This window comes from Pseudomonas sp. GM80 (genome assembly GCF_000282515.1).
Taxonomy (GTDB): Bacteria; Pseudomonadota; Gammaproteobacteria; order Pseudomonadales; family Pseudomonadaceae; genus Aquipseudomonas.
This window is the reverse complement of the sequence record NZ_AKJD01000246.1, coordinates 46197-61197: the sequence shown is the minus strand read 5'-3', so window position 1 is coordinate 61197 and position 15001 is coordinate 46197. Positions and strand designations below refer to the sequence as shown.

General features: G+C 57.8%; 19 protein-coding genes. 15 read left to right on the top strand and 4 right to left on the bottom strand.

Annotated elements, in window-relative coordinates; all coding sequences use genetic code 11:
* Window positions 1–56: 56 nt before the first annotated feature.
* The 3 genes from PMI37_RS27825 to PMI37_RS27815 all read right to left on the bottom strand — a co-directional run bounded on the left by PMI37_RS27825 (window position 57) and on the right by PMI37_RS27815 (window position 1418).
* Entirely contained in the window at window positions 57–374 is a 318-nt protein-coding gene (locus PMI37_RS27825; protein ID WP_008087667.1) for a pyocin activator PrtN family protein, read from the bottom strand.
* A gap of 158 nt (window positions 375–532) precedes the next feature.
* The gene (locus PMI37_RS27820; protein ID WP_008087666.1) at window positions 533–817 is read right to left on the bottom strand and encodes a phage antirepressor KilAC domain-containing protein; all 285 of its coding nucleotides are present in this window, start codon (window positions 815–817) and stop codon (window positions 533–535) included.
* Window positions 818–827: 10 nt separating this feature from the next.
* Window positions 828–1418 (bottom strand): hypothetical protein, encoded by a 591-nt coding sequence (locus PMI37_RS27815; RefSeq protein WP_008087665.1) that lies wholly within the window; start codon window positions 1416–1418, stop codon window positions 828–830.
* 205 nt (window positions 1419–1623) lie between these two features.
* On the opposite strand from PMI37_RS27815, the gene PMI37_RS32395 reads away from it, so the two are divergent.
* The 3 genes from PMI37_RS32395 to PMI37_RS27805 are packed head-to-tail and all read left to right on the top strand — an operon-like array spanning window position 1624 to window position 3460.
* On the top strand, window positions 1624–1758 hold the full coding sequence (locus tag PMI37_RS32395; RefSeq protein ID WP_274517679.1) for a hypothetical protein: 135 nt from the start codon (window positions 1624–1626) through the stop codon (window positions 1756–1758).
* A 34-nt stretch (window positions 1759–1792) separates the two neighbouring features.
* Window positions 1793–2425 (top strand): hypothetical protein, encoded by a 633-nt coding sequence (locus tag PMI37_RS27810; RefSeq protein WP_008087663.1) that lies wholly within the window; start codon window positions 1793–1795, stop codon window positions 2423–2425.
* Between the two features lie 27 nt (window positions 2426–2452).
* The gene (locus PMI37_RS27805; protein ID WP_008087662.1) at window positions 2453–3460 is read left to right on the top strand and encodes a DUF4917 family protein; all 1008 of its coding nucleotides are present in this window, start codon (window positions 2453–2455) and stop codon (window positions 3458–3460) included.
* Window positions 3461–3462: 2 nt separating this feature from the next.
* Here PMI37_RS27805 and PMI37_RS27800 read toward each other — a convergent pair whose 3' ends face one another.
* The gene (locus PMI37_RS27800) at window positions 3463–4194 is read right to left on the bottom strand and encodes a LexA family protein (RefSeq protein ID WP_008087661.1); all 732 of its coding nucleotides are present in this window, start codon (window positions 4192–4194) and stop codon (window positions 3463–3465) included.
* A gap of 79 nt (window positions 4195–4273) precedes the next feature.
* Here PMI37_RS27800 and PMI37_RS27795 point away from each other — a divergent pair, with 79 nt between their 5' ends.
* The 12 genes from PMI37_RS27795 to PMI37_RS27745 all read left to right on the top strand — a co-directional run bounded on the left by PMI37_RS27795 (window position 4274) and on the right by PMI37_RS27745 (window position 14983).
* Window positions 4274–4534 (top strand): hypothetical protein, encoded by a 261-nt coding sequence (locus PMI37_RS27795; protein WP_008087660.1) that lies wholly within the window; start codon window positions 4274–4276, stop codon window positions 4532–4534.
* Between the two features lie 331 nt (window positions 4535–4865).
* Complete coding sequence (locus PMI37_RS27790; RefSeq protein ID WP_008087659.1) at window positions 4866–5384, top strand: phage regulatory CII family protein; 519 nt, start codon at window positions 4866–4868, stop codon at window positions 5382–5384.
* Window positions 5377–5607: a TraR/DksA family transcriptional regulator gene (locus PMI37_RS31615; RefSeq protein WP_081500552.1), complete on the top strand. Its 231-nt coding sequence runs from the start codon at window positions 5377–5379 to the stop codon at window positions 5605–5607. Before PMI37_RS27790 ends, PMI37_RS31615 begins: the two co-directional genes overlap by 8 nt.
* Window positions 5597–7816: a VapE domain-containing protein gene (locus PMI37_RS27785; RefSeq protein ID WP_008087658.1), complete on the top strand. Its 2220-nt coding sequence runs from the start codon at window positions 5597–5599 to the stop codon at window positions 7814–7816. The genes PMI37_RS31615 and PMI37_RS27785 overlap by 11 nt, the downstream gene beginning before the upstream one ends.
* Window positions 7809–8168, top strand: coding sequence for a PA0613 family protein (locus tag PMI37_RS27780; RefSeq protein ID WP_008087657.1), 360 nt, complete (start codon window positions 7809–7811; stop codon window positions 8166–8168). Before PMI37_RS27785 ends, PMI37_RS27780 begins: the two co-directional genes overlap by 8 nt.
* Window positions 8169–8696: 528 nt before the next feature.
* The gene (locus PMI37_RS27775) at window positions 8697–9041 is read left to right on the top strand and encodes a phage holin family protein (RefSeq protein WP_008087656.1); all 345 of its coding nucleotides are present in this window, start codon (window positions 8697–8699) and stop codon (window positions 9039–9041) included.
* 144 nt (window positions 9042–9185) lie between these two features.
* Window positions 9186–9776: a hypothetical protein gene (locus PMI37_RS27770; RefSeq protein ID WP_008087655.1), complete on the top strand. Its 591-nt coding sequence runs from the start codon at window positions 9186–9188 to the stop codon at window positions 9774–9776.
* Between the two features lie 4 nt (window positions 9777–9780).
* A complete protein-coding gene (locus tag PMI37_RS27765) occupies window positions 9781–11805 on the top strand; it encodes a phage terminase large subunit family protein (RefSeq protein ID WP_008087654.1) in 2025 nt (674 codons plus the stop codon).
* A gap of 1 nt (window position 11806) precedes the next feature.
* Window positions 11807–12013, top strand: a complete 207-nt coding sequence (locus PMI37_RS27760; RefSeq protein WP_008087653.1) for a phage head-tail joining protein — start codon at window positions 11807–11809, stop codon at window positions 12011–12013.
* Window positions 12013–13491: a phage portal protein gene (locus PMI37_RS27755; protein WP_008087652.1), complete on the top strand. Its 1479-nt coding sequence runs from the start codon at window positions 12013–12015 to the stop codon at window positions 13489–13491. Before PMI37_RS27760 ends, PMI37_RS27755 begins: the two co-directional genes overlap by 1 nt.
* On the top strand, window positions 13488–14642 hold the full coding sequence (locus PMI37_RS27750) for a head maturation protease, ClpP-related (protein ID WP_008087651.1): 1155 nt from the start codon (window positions 13488–13490) through the stop codon (window positions 14640–14642). Before PMI37_RS27755 ends, PMI37_RS27750 begins: the two co-directional genes overlap by 4 nt.
* Entirely contained in the window at window positions 14639–14983 is a 345-nt protein-coding gene (locus PMI37_RS27745; protein ID WP_008087650.1) for a head decoration protein, read from the top strand. The genes PMI37_RS27750 and PMI37_RS27745 overlap by 4 nt, the downstream gene beginning before the upstream one ends.
* The last annotated feature ends 18 nt before the right edge of the window (window positions 14984–15001 follow it).

Here is a 15001-nt window from a genome sequence, read left to right as displayed (position 1 = left end):
GGTGTGCTCCTGGTGATGTCATTGGCTGGTGGTGGCAGCCGTTCGGTTTGTGGGTGTTACTCGGTTGGATCGTCCTTTTGTCGCTGCATGTCTTCGTCGGCCTTGTAGGCGCGGATGTCGATCAGCGAGGCGACGTGTCGGATGTGGGCGTACTTCGGCGCCTTGCGGCTGGTGTCCAGGGTGGTGATGGGAAGCTGGATGCGGCCGCTGCTGATCTCGGCCACGAACGATTGCTCGTTGAGGTTGCGGAAGTACTGCTCGCGCACTTTGTCTAGCGGGATCAGGACATCGCCGAAGATGCGATAGAGCAATTCGACGGTTGCTGATTCGGGTGCCGGGTGCAGGCGGAGCGGGTTTTGTGCTGTGTTACTCATGGCTTTGATGGGCCTCCTTGCGTTGTGTCCTTGCCGGGTGGTTCCAGGCGTTCAGGCAGTGGCGTTTGGTCAGCTCGCGCAGATGTTTGGGCACTTCAAGGAGCGCGGCGTTGCGCTCCTCTCGTGTCCGCATGGCGACGATCTGGCGGGCGTATTCCCTAGGCCACGTCACGGGTGTCTGCCGGGATGGCGGGCAGGTCAATGTCCAGTTGCTCAGCCAGCCAGCGGATGCCGGGTTGTTTTACCCGGGTCGATTGGCTGTACTGCATGCCAAGCTGGTCGTGGTACCACTGGCCGTCCTTGATCCGCAGGTAGTCGCGATCACGGTTGGGGTAGGCCGGGAGGTTTCGTTCGTTGAGCAGACCTTTTTCGCGCATGCGACCAATGAGTTTGGGCCGGGTTAGGCCGAGGTGGGTTGCGGCTTGAGCGAGTGTACGTTCCATGGCATCCCTCTCACGCAGAGTGCGCGGCAGGGGTTGCCGCTGCAGCGATGTGGTTGATGGACTGGGTTACCTGGCCGTAAATCTCGACATCAGTACCGCACGCGGTGAAGCAGCGGGTGTGCGGGCTTTTGTTGCCGATGCTCAGGATGACGGTGGCGCCAGAGCGGGTTTGGGTGCGATGCAGTGCCACTTGCAGAGGGGTGTCGAAGCCCATGTCGAGGTTGAGCATCCCGCCGGTGCGCACCAGTTCGAACACCCGCTGCTTGTCCTCGACTTCGAAGCGCCCATATTCGCGGCTGGCGTGCGTGCGGTGCTGCAGATCGCTGGTGTTCCTCGGATCGAGCGGGCCGTTGGCTATCTCCTCAATGAAGTCGGCCAGCTTGAGGTGCATCTTCTTTTCGTTCGGGAGCGTCAGGGTATGGCGTTCGCTGCCCATCTCGACGACGAAAACGCTTTGCGCTGTACCGCGTTCAACCTTAAGGCGGAACCCCAGGCATTCGCGCTTGGGCGCTGTCCGGAGGACGTGGTTGAAAGTCTCGCTCAGATTGACCTGGGCGTTGAGCAACTGCAGGGTGCGGTTGTCGATTTTGTACTTGATCATGCTGCGTGCCCCCCGCCATTCGGATCAAATGGCGCATGAGCGGTGCGAGCTTTCTGCTTCGGTTTGGAGGTGACAAACGAACAGCCGCACTCGCGGGCTAGACGGCGGATCTCGAAGATTCGAATAGGGTCGGCAGCGGCCGGGTGGACGTGCAGGGTTGCCGTGGTGTGCATGGTGTTGCCTCGCTCTGTGGTGGAAGAGTGAGATGAATATCAACCAATGGTTGATTTTTGTCAACGATGTTCAGTTGATGTTCTTGGAACTGATGAGCGACTCGTGGGGAGCCTTTGGTTGTGCTTGGAAAGATTCCAGTTCTATGATGGCCATTGGATGGCTGTAAATCCCGATGATCCTATCCAATCGCAGGGAATCGTATGCAAATAGGTCAAATCGAAATAAAGTTAGATAAAAAGTGGGAATTGCAGGATTTTTCGGTATATACCAAAGAGTATGTACAGATTTATAGTTTATTTTATGTGTTGCAAAGTGTCATAGATGGTGAGCGGGATGAGGAGTTTGGGTATTCTGGTTTTCAATGGAGGGGAGGATATAGTGTAGTAAACTTCTTTAGAAGTGCTTATAGCTTAACTCCGGAAGAAGATAGGCTTCAAATACGTCGTATTCAATATGCGTCCCCTGGCGTTATCGAACTAACGGGGATGATTGGTGTCGCGACTGATATTGCAACTATAGTAGCCGCGTTTTGTGGTTCTGTACTAGCAGTGAATAGAACCTACGATATGGTCATGCGTGGCTATCATCAAAGAAAATTAGCGAGGTTGGAAGTCCAAGCTGCTGAATCGAAGCTCGCTCGTGAAGATGTGCTATTTATCAGGAACTCTGTGAAGGCGCTCGCGGCAGATTTTAATCTTAAGCCAGAGCAAGTTAAAGCCCTTGGTCAAATTACTGATGGTAATGAATTGATACAACTAAAAATATTGATGGCGCTTTATCGTAGAGCGGAGCCTCTTCAAAAGCAGCAGTCATCTGGGAAGGCACAGCTTTAACATTCGGTTTTATGAAGGGATGCGATTATGAGACGGCTCGGTGTTGATTCAGCCCTGCTGGATTGGGGGGAAATTGCTGGCGATGAATGGAATGGGCTTTTGTTGGGTAACGGATTTAGTATCAATATTTGGTCGGAGTTTAACTATCCAAGTTTGTTTAGTGTGGCCCAAAGGGTTGGGCTTCGGCCGCATTTGGTTAGAGAAACGTTAGCGCTTTTCGAACATTTGAGATCCTCTAACTTTGAGGATGTTCTTAGGGTTTTGTATCACTCTCATCTCGTAGATCACCAGCTAGGCTCTCCTCAAGTTGAGCAGATTGAGGGTCTGTATTCTAATACTAAGAACTCTCTATCGGCGGCTGTAAATTTTGCTCATGTGCCACCTGACTTTCGAGGGCTCAATAGATTGAATGCTACTCTATCTGAGTATCGCGATATTTTTACGACGAATTATGACTTGATACCGTACTGGGCGATCATGAGAGATTCTCGTGATTTTAGGGATTTTTTCTGGGGTGGAGATAATAGTTTTGATTTGAGTGATGTTCATGTTAGATCCGATAAAACCGTGATCTATTATCTTCATGGTGCAGTTCATTTGGTTGAGAAGCCTGATGGTACGACTAAGAAGTTGGTTGGTGCGGGTTTTGAGCGGTTGTCTGATTTATTTGATTTGGATCATCCAGAGCAAATTCCTCTAATGATTTCTGAGGGGAGTTCTTCCTCAAAATATATACGGATCAGGCGGAATGATTATCTTCGATTTTGTTATGAGGAGTTGTGCTGTCTTGAGGGTAACCTAGTTGTTTTGGGGCATTCTTTGCATAGAGATTATGATCAGCATATTATTGATGCGCTAAAAAGAAGCAATATCGAAAGGATCGCTGTCAGCGTTTGGCCGGGCATGAGCGAGATTGATATAATCACTTTCAAGGCGCGAATAAGCCGTGAGTTGCCGGATAAGGATTTGTACTTTTTTGACTCTGAGACTCATCCGCTAGCAGACCCGGATTCGAACGTAGATGGGGATTATTAGATTTACTCCGGAATAAATGATCCCACGACTTTTCCGCAAATGTGCGTCTCTTCCGTAATATCAATGATTGGGTATTGCGGATTTATGGGTCTGAGAAACTGACGTCCAGCATCCTCGACTAGAATCTTGAATGTTGCCTCATTGGTACGCGGAACTCTGGCAATCACACGGTCACCTGTCTTAGTCTCCGCTTCAGGATCAACAAAAATAATGCAACCCGTAGGATAGCTGCGGCCCGGCCCAGGATTGGTCATGGAATCGCCGAGGACCTTTAATGCATATCCATGGTTGCTAATTGGAACAGGACACGATAACCAAGAGTCGGCGTCATGAGCCTCGAAATTTGAAATCGCTTCGCACCAGGCACCGGCCTGTACCCATGAAATCAAAGGAACTTTTCCGAAGCGCTTGTTGATTTTTCTGACGTTGCTCCCATCACCAGCAACTAGTTGGCGCACATTGCTTTCGCCAGTCTGCTCTTTTGGCAGCACGCCATACTCAAGCCATTCCCGACGCACATTCAACCATGAGCAAAGCGCAGCCATGCTGTCTGCTTCTGCCATTGCTTCGCCGTTTAGCCATTTGCTGATGGCCTGCGTGGTTTTATCCACCCCCAAGCTTTTCAACTGACGATGGATGTCCACACCACGACCCCGGCTGCGGACGCCGGCATCGTTTAAGGCTTCGTGTAAGCGCTCGCTGAAAGCTGCGCGGAGAGCATTTTTATCAACCATGAGTTGAGAGTCTCATGAAGGTTGCGCAATAGTCAGTTGATCTATAACATCAACCGCAAGTTGATAAGTGGAGGTTGTCATGTTGGACCCCGCAGATTTTCCGAGCGCTATTGCGTTCGCGTTTGAAGCCGTAGGCGGCATCGGGGCCGCTGCGAAGGTATGCAGTAGAAGCTACCAGGCATTGAACAAATGGCGTCAGGCTGGGTGCCTGCCTCGAACGGATTACACCGGTGAAACCGAATACGCTGAGCTGTTGGCCGCTTCGGCGAAGCAGAAAGGTAATGCTTTCCAAGCCGCTTGGCTGTTGAACAGTTCGGCTCCTCAAAAAGCCGCCGCGTAGCAAGAAAAAAGGCGACCCTAAGGCCGCCCAGTTCCTCCCGACACGCACCACCACAGCGCTGTCGGGTCGCGATAAAGATAGGCGGGCACACCACATGCTATCCACCTCTCTTTATCGCGCTTTCCAAGGCTCGGAAGCCTTGGTGTTGCTGCCTTTTCCACCACAGATTGGGCAGCTGTTGCGCCAGAGGTGAGCAACGGATTGCTCGCCTCGGCACGTTGCCGGTGTCGATCCTGAAGATCTAGCCGGCGTTTGGGCCCTTTCAAGCCGCGCGGCAAATGTAACACCACTGCATGTCGCGCGGCACTGGCAACTTACAAGGATTAATGCCATGAGCCGTATCGCTCTGAATTCTGTCGAGCGGGCGCAGCGGGAAGTTCTGCCGCTCGATCTCGCGCTGTACCATGCCGCTCGGGACTACCCCGGCGGCGCCGCTGCCATCGCCGCCACCACCGGCCGGAATGCGACCACACTGCAGCACAAGCTTTCCCCAACCCACCCCAGCCACACGGTGAACATTCAAGAGTTCGGCGAGATTCTGGAGCTGACCAAGGATCGCCGCATTCTGGATGCGGTGCATGCGTTGGTCGGTGACACGATTTGGCAGGAGCTGGCCGAGGCGTACACGAATGACATGCCGGAGACGTTGACCACTGGAATTGCCGAGTACTTCCGGCAGGTGGCGAATCTCGCGGACACTTGGGCGAAAAGCATTGGTGATGGGGTGGTTTCTGATGAGGAGCTGGCCGCGATCCGCCTGCAAGTATTTCGGGGGATTCAGGGGCTGCTTGGGATGTTCAACCGCGCCACCTACGTCAATGAGACGACGCGGGGTGCTGATCGTGGCTGATATCGCTGACTTCGCTAATGACCTGGTGCAGGAGCGCATAGATCAAGCGCTGGCTGCACGTCTCCTCGCCGCAAAGCCTGCCTTAACGGCGCATTCGTTTCTGTTTTGCGAAACCTGCGATGTGCCGATTCCGGAAGCTCGCCGTTTGGCGCAGCCCGGCTGTACGCGGTGTGTGGAATGTCTCGCCATCGCTGAACTACAGGGTGCTCGCCATGCTAGATGAGGTGTTGGGGCAATTCGCAGATTACGGCCTTGAGCCTGCGCAGCCGCTGGTATTCGGCAAGCTGACGCGGTGTAAGACTTCGCAGGATAAGGGCAAGGAAAAGAACGGCTGGTATGTCGTTCACGAACAGCGCACGGAGAAGGGCGACACGCTGATTTTCGGTGCGTTCGGTGATTGGCGTTCCGGTGAGTCTCAGAAGATCAAGGTCAAGGCCGGGCGGACGTCGCCCGAAGAGCGTGAGGTCATGCGCGCTCGGCAGGAAGAGGCCAAGCGCCGGGCGGCTGAGATCTCGGCCAACGCGGCACGTCGTGCGGCGAAGCGGGCGGCGGGTATGTTCAAGCGCATGCCGGAGAAGGGCCGTAGCGATTATCTGGATCGTAAGCAGATTGTGGGTATCGGCGTTCGTTATGCACCGCGTACTGGTGCGTTTCTGGTGCCGATGAGCAATGTGCGGGACGAGATTGTCGGCCTGCAGGTGGTGTTCCCGGCCAAGCAAGAGGACACCGGCCGGGACAAGTCCTATTGGCCTTACGGTATGTCGAAGGAGGGCGCCTTTCACCTAATCGGTCCTCATCCGGATCCGGGTGAGCCGGTGCTGGTGTGTGAGGGTTACGCTACCGGCGCAAGTTTGCATATGGCCACGTCACTGACTGTGGCCGTAGCGTTTGATGCGGGCAATTTGTTGGTAGTTTGCAAGGCCATGCGCGAGCGTTTCGCCGGTTGCCCGCTGATCATCTGCCGAGACGATGACTGGAAGACCACGAAGCCGAATGGTGATGCCTGGAACCCTGGTGAAGAGAAAGCGAACAACGCGGCGCTGATTGTCGGTGGCCAGGTGGTCGCGCCGATCTTTTCCGGCGAGCGGGAAGACAAGTGGACCGACTTCAATGATCTGCATGTCGCGGAAGGTTTGGAGGCGGTGCGCCGTCAGGTGTTGGCGGTGGTCAAGCCTCCGGCCGCTGGTGGCTGGAAGGATATGCTGGCCCGCAGTGAAAGCGGTGCGTTGATTGCGCACATGCAGAACGTTGAGTTGATTCTGGCCAATGATGAGCGTTGGGCAGGTGTCGTCAGCTACAGCGCTTTCAGTTCGAAGATCGTGAAGCTTCGCGCTGCACCGTACGGCGGCGGCACGGGCGATTGGGCGGACATCGATGACGTGCGGGTGATGAAGTGGCTCGCGCAGCAGTACAACTTGCGGGTCAAAGCCTCGCATGTGATCGAGGCGGTGAGCGTCGTTGCGCATGACCATGCGTTTCATCCAGTGCGGCAGTACCTGCGCAAGCTCGAGTGGGATCGTGTGTCGCGTCTTGAAAGCTGGTTGACAGAGGTCATGGGCGTTAAGGCCACTGACTATTCTTCGAAGGTCGGCAAGCGTTGGCTGTTGTCGGCCGTGGCGCGGGTAATGAAGCCGGGTTGCAAGGCTGACTCGGTGATGATTCTGGAAGGCGCGCAGGGCGCCGGTAAGTCGACGGCGATGAGTATTCTCGGCGGCGAGTGGTTTATGGACACGCCGTTTGCGCTTGGTGACAAGGACGGCTTTCAGGCGATCCGAGGCAAGTGGATCGTCGAGCTGGGGGAGCTGGATAGCTTCAACAAGGCTGAGAGTACGAAGGCCAAGCAGTTCTTTTCGGCGTCCACCGACACTTACCGCGAGAGCTACGGCCGCAGAACGATGGACGTGCCACGCCAGTGTGTTTTCGTGGGTACGACCAACCAAGACGAGTATCTGAAGGATGCCACGGGCAACCGGCGCTATTGGCCGGTGGCGTGTACCAAGGTGGATCTTGAGTTGTTGCGCTCGATGCGCGATCAGCTTTGGGCTGAGGCGGTGTTCTGTTACGACGCGGGCGATCTCTGGTGGGTGACGCTGGATGAGGCGGCAATGTTTGGCGAAGAGCAGGACGAACGTTTTGTAGTCGATGAGTGGGAAGGGCCGATTCTGACCTGGTTGGAAGAGTCGCAGATCGGTGAGACCACCACCGGCAGTGATGTTTTGACCAGCGCCTTGAAGTTGGACTTTGGGCATTGGGGTAAGCCGGAGCAGATGCGGGTCGGGGCGATCATGCATCGGCTGGGTTGGCGACGTGTGCGGTTGCCTGCATTGACTAAGAGCGGGCAGCGGCCTTGGGCATATAAGAAGCCGGCAGGGTGGGGCGGTGCGTCGGCGTTGCAGCGGGAAGCGTTCGAGGAGCCTTGTTTCGATGATTAAGGAGATCGACTCGCTGCTTCGGTCGTGGGCTCAGGAGTTGCATTCAGACCTTTCGAGTGGAGGTCTCGCTGGTGGGAACATGGTCGCCATGATGATGGAGACCCATGGGCAATTGATCCGTGGGCGACGTGCTTTCCGAGCACCGCTCGAGAGTTCGTTGGATCTCGAGCTGATCGTCAACAAGCACCTTGCGCCCGAGCTGGTGACGGTGGTGCGCGAGCATTACTGCACGCTCGATGTGGATATGCGCTTGCGTTATGCCCACTGCGGCTGTGGCCGTGACACTTACTACCAGCGCTTGCATGACGCGCATCTGCAAATCCTCGGCATGATGATGGGGATAGCAGCGTGACCCCAGGCACTGCCTCGGCTGTTGTTGTCCCACTGGCCCGTTTTGTCCCGCTGCGCTCTGATGCAGAGGGACAGGTGCGGGCCTTGTCGTTGTTGGTCTGTCCCACTGTCCGACCTAGAGGTGCCTCCCGCCCGTGTAAGCGCAGCGGGCAGCAATGCGCGCGTATCGCGCGAACGCGTGTTCTTTAAATTTCTTCCTTTACACGAGAAAGTAGAAAGATAAGTAGGACAGTGGGGCGAGGCCCCGAATTTAGGCGCTCTCAGGTGTCCTACTTCGACTCTGAACAGTTGGACATATGGGACACCGCCGAAACAACTGAATGCCGTAGTGGTGTATTCGCCGACATTCGCTAGGCGTTCACCCTGCGTCCCCCACTTATTCACCGGGTGGCATTAAAACAGGGTTGCTGCCACCGGAATCGACCTGTAAAAAGTAGTCATCTTCGATAGGTGCGACCGCAGAGAGCGGCAGGCACCACACCACTAAACCCGGCCATTGCGCCGGGTTTTTTCGTTTATGGGGTAGGCGATGACGAACGAGCAGCAAGCACTGGCAGAGATGCCGATCTGGTTAGTGATTGTCCTGGCGCTGGTCGGCGGTGTGTCGGGGGAGATGTGGCGGGCAGACAAGGATGGGGCGCGAGGCTGGGCACTGTTGCGGCGGCTCGCGCTTCGGTCTGGTGCCTGCATTGTCTGCGGGGTCTCGGCGATGATGCTGATGATCGCGGCGGGCATGTCGCTCTGGACGGCGGGCGCCTTGGGTTGCCTGACGGCAATGGCGGGTGCGGATGTAGCCATCGGCTTGTACGAACGCTGGGCTGCCAAGCGGCTTGGTGTGTGCGAAGTCCCGCCGAATGGCGGCGGCCCAGCCTGAAACCGTCGGGGACCCTGAGGTTATTCGGAGGGTACGGGGTCGGAAACCCGCGGGATTGTGTTAGCGGGCGGTTCACCAGCTTAGTGAACTGAGGTGAACTGGGGGTGAACAGGTGAACTCGCGGGGTGAACTGGAGAATTAAGCATGACAATCATCAGCAAAACGGAGTTTGCGGCCCGGCGCGGTTGGGCCAAATCCTATGTTTCAAAATTGGCCAGTCAGGATCGGTTGGTGCTTACCGAGAACGGCAAGATCGACCTTGAGGCCACCGAGGCGCTGCTCGATAAAACCAGCGATCCCAGCAAGGCCGTCGTAGCCGAGCGTCACCAGCAAGACCGGATCCAGCGTGACGTTTACAGCCAACTGTCTCCTCTGACCGAGCCGACTTCCATGGCTGCGCCGCCGCAACTGATGCCAGTCGACGGCAAACACCCTGACTACCAGAAGTCCCGCGCGCTGCGCGAGCACAACATGGCCAAGCTGGCAGAGATCGAGTTGGGCAAAGCGCAAGGTTCGTTGGTGTCCAAGGAAGCCGTAGAAACCGGTGCCTACGACGCCGGCCGCTTACTGCGTGACCAGTTGTTCGGCCCGCTGCCTCAGCTGTCCTATGACCTAGCGGCGATGACGGATCCTTGGCAAATCGAAAAACACCTGACGGCAACAATCCGTCGGACGCTGGAAGAAGCCGAGCGCCTCTCTTCAGCGGATCTTGAACACGCCCTGACAGCGGATTGAACCCATGCACACGGAATTTTCTGACGGTGCAAAGGTGTACCGTGAGAACTACTTTCGTGGACTGCGTCCTGACCCCGATCTCTGGATCGATGAATGGGCCGACGAGTACATGCGAATCCCGCGAGACACCGGCGCGCCGGAGCCAGGCCAGTACCGCACTTCGCGGACACCTTATGCTCGCGAGCCGATGCGTTGCCTGTCGCCGGCTCACCCGTGCAGACGCGTGGTCACCATGGTGGCCTCGCAGTTGATGAAAACCCAGATCGCCCTGAACTGGATGGGCGGCCTAATTCACATGGCGCCGTCGAACATCCTGGCGTTGCTGCCCAGCCTTGGATTGTCCAAACGGGTTTCGGGGCGGATCAGCAAGACCATCAAGGCCACCCCGGTGCTGCGCGAACGCGTGGCAACCAGTCGCTCGCGGGATGCGCGCAATACGATGGACACCAAGGAATTCGAAGGTGGTTCGCTGTACGTGACCACCGCCGGTTCTGCGGCCAACCTGTCCGAGCTGTCGGCACGTTACATCTACGGCGATGAAGTTGACCGCTGGGAAAACGATGTGGGACAGGAGGGTGATCCCATCCGGCTGGCCGAAACGCGAGCGACCAACTTCGGCCGCAACGCCAAGATCTATTTTTCCAGCTCGCCGACGATCAAGGGCGCCTCGCGGATCGCCGATCTGTTCGAGTCCAGCGACCAGCGTCACTACTATGTGCCATGCCCCACCTGCGGTCATATGCAGGTGCTGGAGTGGGAGCGGCTGCACTACAGCGCGGATTACGCCACCGTGCATTATGAGTGCGCCGCCTCGGAGTGCGACGTGCTGATCGAGGAGCACCACAAAAGCGACATGCTCGCCCGAGGTGAGTGGCGCGCGCATGGTCGTGGCGATGGCAAGACCGTGGGGTTTCACCTCAGTGCCTTATATTCGCCGACCGGCTGGATGGATTGGGCGTCGCTCGCCGTCGAGTTTGAGGATGCAAAAAAAGCGCAGTCGCAAGGTGATACCAGCTTGATGCAGGTGTTCTACAACACCCGTCTGGCCAAGGTTTGGGACAGCGCGCTCGAGCAAACCAAGGCGGAAGTGCTGATCGCCAGGGCGCGTCTCGAAACCTACACCCTTGGCGCGATGCCGCTGGGCGTGCTGATGCTGACCGGCGCTGTCGACGTTCAGGCCAACCGCTTGGAGCTGATGGTGATGGGCTTCGGTGTCGGCATGGAACGCTGGGTTGTGGATCACCAGATCATCTGGGGCGACCCTGCTGACGAGCGCACCTGGGCCGTGTTGGACGAGAAACTCAAGACGCGATATCGGCATCCCTGCGGTGTCGGCTTGGGGATTCTCGCCACCGGCGTCGACTCCGGCGGTCACCACACCGACGAGGTTTACCAGTTCTGCCGCGTCCGTCGCTGGCGCAACGTCTTCGCCATCAAGGGAGCGAGCAAGCCAGGCAGACCGGTGATCGCTCAGCGCCCGTCCATGGTCGACGTGACTTGGAAAGGCCAGACCGAACGCAACGGCGCCGAGCTGTGGTTCGTCGGTACCGACACCGCCAAAGACTGGATCTACAACCGTTATCCGTTCCCGGACGGGCCGGGATCGCTGCACTTTGCCAACGACCTGCCGGACGAGTTCTTCGCCCAGTGCGTGGCCGAACGTAAGGTCGCCCGCTATGTGCGCGGTCACAAGCGCATCGAGTGGGTCAAGGGCAAGGCGGAGCGCAATGAAGCGCTCGACCTGATGGTGTACTGCTTGGCCATGGCTCATTACTTGGGCATCAATCGTTACCAGGAACAGGATTGGGAGCGTGTACACCAGTCACTGGCTCAGGCTGGATTGTTTGATGACACCATAGGCATCAAGCCCGCTCCGGGCGAACGTGTGGTCAGTTCAGCACAACCGACTTCGGTTGAACCGACTGCAAAACCTGCTCCGCAAACTGCGGCACTGGTCGCGACACCGCGACCAGCTGCGGCATCCCCTCAACGCCGCAGCTCTGCCAGCGGCTATCTGAAGAGACGCTGATATGTCCTTTACTAAAAAGCACCTCGACGCGGTTGAGGCGGCCATTGCTCGCGGTGAGAAAACTGTGCGCTACACCGACCGTACCGTGGAATACCGTACGGTCGATGAGCTGCTCAAGGCTCGCGAAGAGATTCGTTCGTCGTTGGCCAGCGCCGCTGGGCCACGTTCGCGCGTGGTGCGGCTGTATCACGCAGGGAAGGGGGTCTAATGGCTCGCTATCCGACGCTGACCCGTAACGGATTCGTGTTGCCGTCAAACATCAAGGCCAGTTACGAAGGCGCCGGAGAGGGCCGACGATCTGCTGGCTGGGATGCTCCGGACAACGGGATCAACAGCATCAACACCCCGGCACTGCGCAATTTGCGGTCGCGCTCCCGGGCGGCGGTTCGCAATGATCCGTATGCCTTCAACGTCATCGACAAGCGGGTCAGCAACCTAATCGGCACCGGCATCACCCCTCGGCCAGCGACCGATGATGATGCCCTGCGCAAACTGCTGCAGGAGCTGTGGGGCGATTGGGTCGATGAGTCGGATGCGGATGACCGCACCGACTTTTATGGCCAGCAGGCGCTGGTGGCGCGCACGGTGGAAACATCGGGTGAATGCTTTGTTCGCTTGCGTCCTCGCAGTCTGGATGAAGGCTTGGCGGTTCCGCTGCAGTTGCAGATTCTGGCGCCGGAGTTCGTGCCGCACGACAAATTCGAGAGCACCAAGAACGGCAACGTCATCCGCGCCGGCATCGAGTTCACGCCCGGCGGCAAGCGGGTAGCGTATTGGATGTACCTGTCGCACCCGCGTGATGCGGCCTCGTTGAACGCCGGCTACAACCAGCTAGTGCGCGTCCCGGCCGCGCAGGTGCTGCACATCTTCGAACCGGTCGAACCTGGCCAGTTGCGCGGTGTGCCGCGATTGTCGCCGGTTCTGAAACGGCTGCGCAGTCTGGACAACTACGACGACGCGGTGCTGTTCCGTCAGGAGGTTGCCAACCTGTTCGCCGGTTTCATCAAGCGCCCGTCGCCTGACTCAGGTCCGGCTCCACGCGATCCGGTCACCGGTGCGTTATTGGATCTGGACCGCGACGGCTTCACGCCCATGGTTGCGCTCGAACCCGGCACCATGCAAGAACTCGGTCCGGGCGAAGAGGTGGAATTTTCCAAACCGCCGGACGCGGGCAATAACTATCCGGACTTCATGCGTCAGCAGTTGATGGCTGCAGCGGCGGGTAGCGGTACGCCTTACGAGATCCTCACCGGCGACATGCGCGGAATCAACGACCGAGCATTACGGGTGGTGCTCAACGAGTTTCGGCGCCGCCTGGAACAACTGCAATTCAGCGTGTATGTCCATCAACTTTGCCGCCCGGTGCGGGCCGCGTGGATGGACATGGCGGTGCTGTCGGGTGTTCTGGTGCTGGACGATTACACACAGAAGCGCCGCAAGTACCTTCGCACTCGCTGGGTACCGCAAGGCTGGGCCTATATCCAGCCGGTTCAGGACGTGCAAGCAAGAGCGATGGAGGTGAGAGCCGGTTTTTCGTCGCGCAGCGAGATGGTCCTGCGTACCGGCTACGACGCCGAAACGGTCGATTTGGAAAACGCCGCCGATCTGAAGCGGGCCACAGAGCTGGGCCTCAACTACAACACCCTGGATGCCGTCGAAGACACCGACGACAAGGAGCAACCATGAGCAAGAGCGCGAAACCGCGTATTTACAACCGCGCCGGCAAACGCGTCGAGGTCAAGGACAAGACCTGGTACGCCGTTCATGCCAGCGGCGAGTCCACCGAGCGAGTGATCGAAGTCTTTGTCTATGGCGAGATCGGCGCGTGGGGCATCACTGCCAATCAGTTCGTTCAGGATCTGCGCGCCATGGATGATGGTGTGTCGCCGGTGGTCGCCGCGTTCAACAGTATCGGCGGTGACCTGTTCGACGGACTGGCCATGCACAACGCGCTGTCGCGTCTGGGCGAGCGCTGCACCGGCCGGATCGATGCACTGGCGGCGAGTGCCGCCAGTGTGGCTGTGAGCGGTGCCCACCGCGTAGTCATCGCGGCGAACGCCATGTTGATGATTCACAACCCATACACCTATGCAGGCGGGGGCGCCGAGGACTTCCGCCGGGTCGCTGACGTATTGGATCAAACCTTGGAGGCGATCATCGCGGCCTATAAGGCCAAGGCGCCCGACATCAATGAGGCCGAGCTGCGGCGAATGGTTGATGCCGAAACCTGGCTGACTGCCAACGAAGCAGTGGCGCTTGGTCTTGCAGACGAAGTCGGCGACGGCATCAAGGTCAAAGCCTGCCTTGGTCAAGGCGCGGTCTTGCAACGGTTCCAGCACGCTCCGGCTGAGCTGGTGGCGCAGCTCGACGAGCCACCTCAGTTGGATCCCGAACTCGAACCTGTAGAACCTCCGCTGGTACCGCCTGTAGTCGACTCGGCCAAGTTGGCACTGATGATCACCCAGCGCTGCACGGCGGCGGGCATCAGCAACCTGATCGAGCCTCTGCTCAAGTCCACCCAGCTTGAAAGCGAAGAGATCGTTCTCGCTGGCCTGGCACGCGCCAAGGCGATTAACGACCTCTGCGTGGCCGCGCGGCTGCCTGAATTCAGCGCCGAGTATGTCGCGGCAGGTCTGGATGCGCCGGCGGTGCGGGCGCGTCTGTTCGACAAAATTGTCACCAGTGGTAAGGGTTTCGAAATCGACAACAGTCTGCCGCTGGCGGACGATCTGGCGCCCAAGGTGCTGGCCAAACAACCTGATCCCAACTCGATTTGGGCTGCTCGCCAAGCGGCCCAAACTGGAACCGCGCAAAGCGCGAAAGGAGCACGAGCATGACCATCAAACAGGAACCGATCCACGCAGGTGAATTCCTGCTGTCCGAAGGCGCCGGCAATATTTCGCGTGAAGCGATCAACGTCGCTGCCGGTCCAGAGTTGTGGCCCGGACAAATCCTCGGGTTGGTGACCGCCTCCGGCGAATTCGCACCCTACGAGCCGACTGCTGAGGACGGCACCGAAAACGCTGTCGCCATTCTCTACGGCCCGCTTGGCGAGTCTGATGTGGTGCGTCGCGGTCGCGCCGTGGTGCGGTTGGCCGAGGTCAGCGAAGCGCATTTGACCGGGCTGGATCTGGCTGCCGAGAAAGCGCTGGCCACTCATTTCGTGATCGTCCGCTAAGTCGATCCTTCTTTTTTA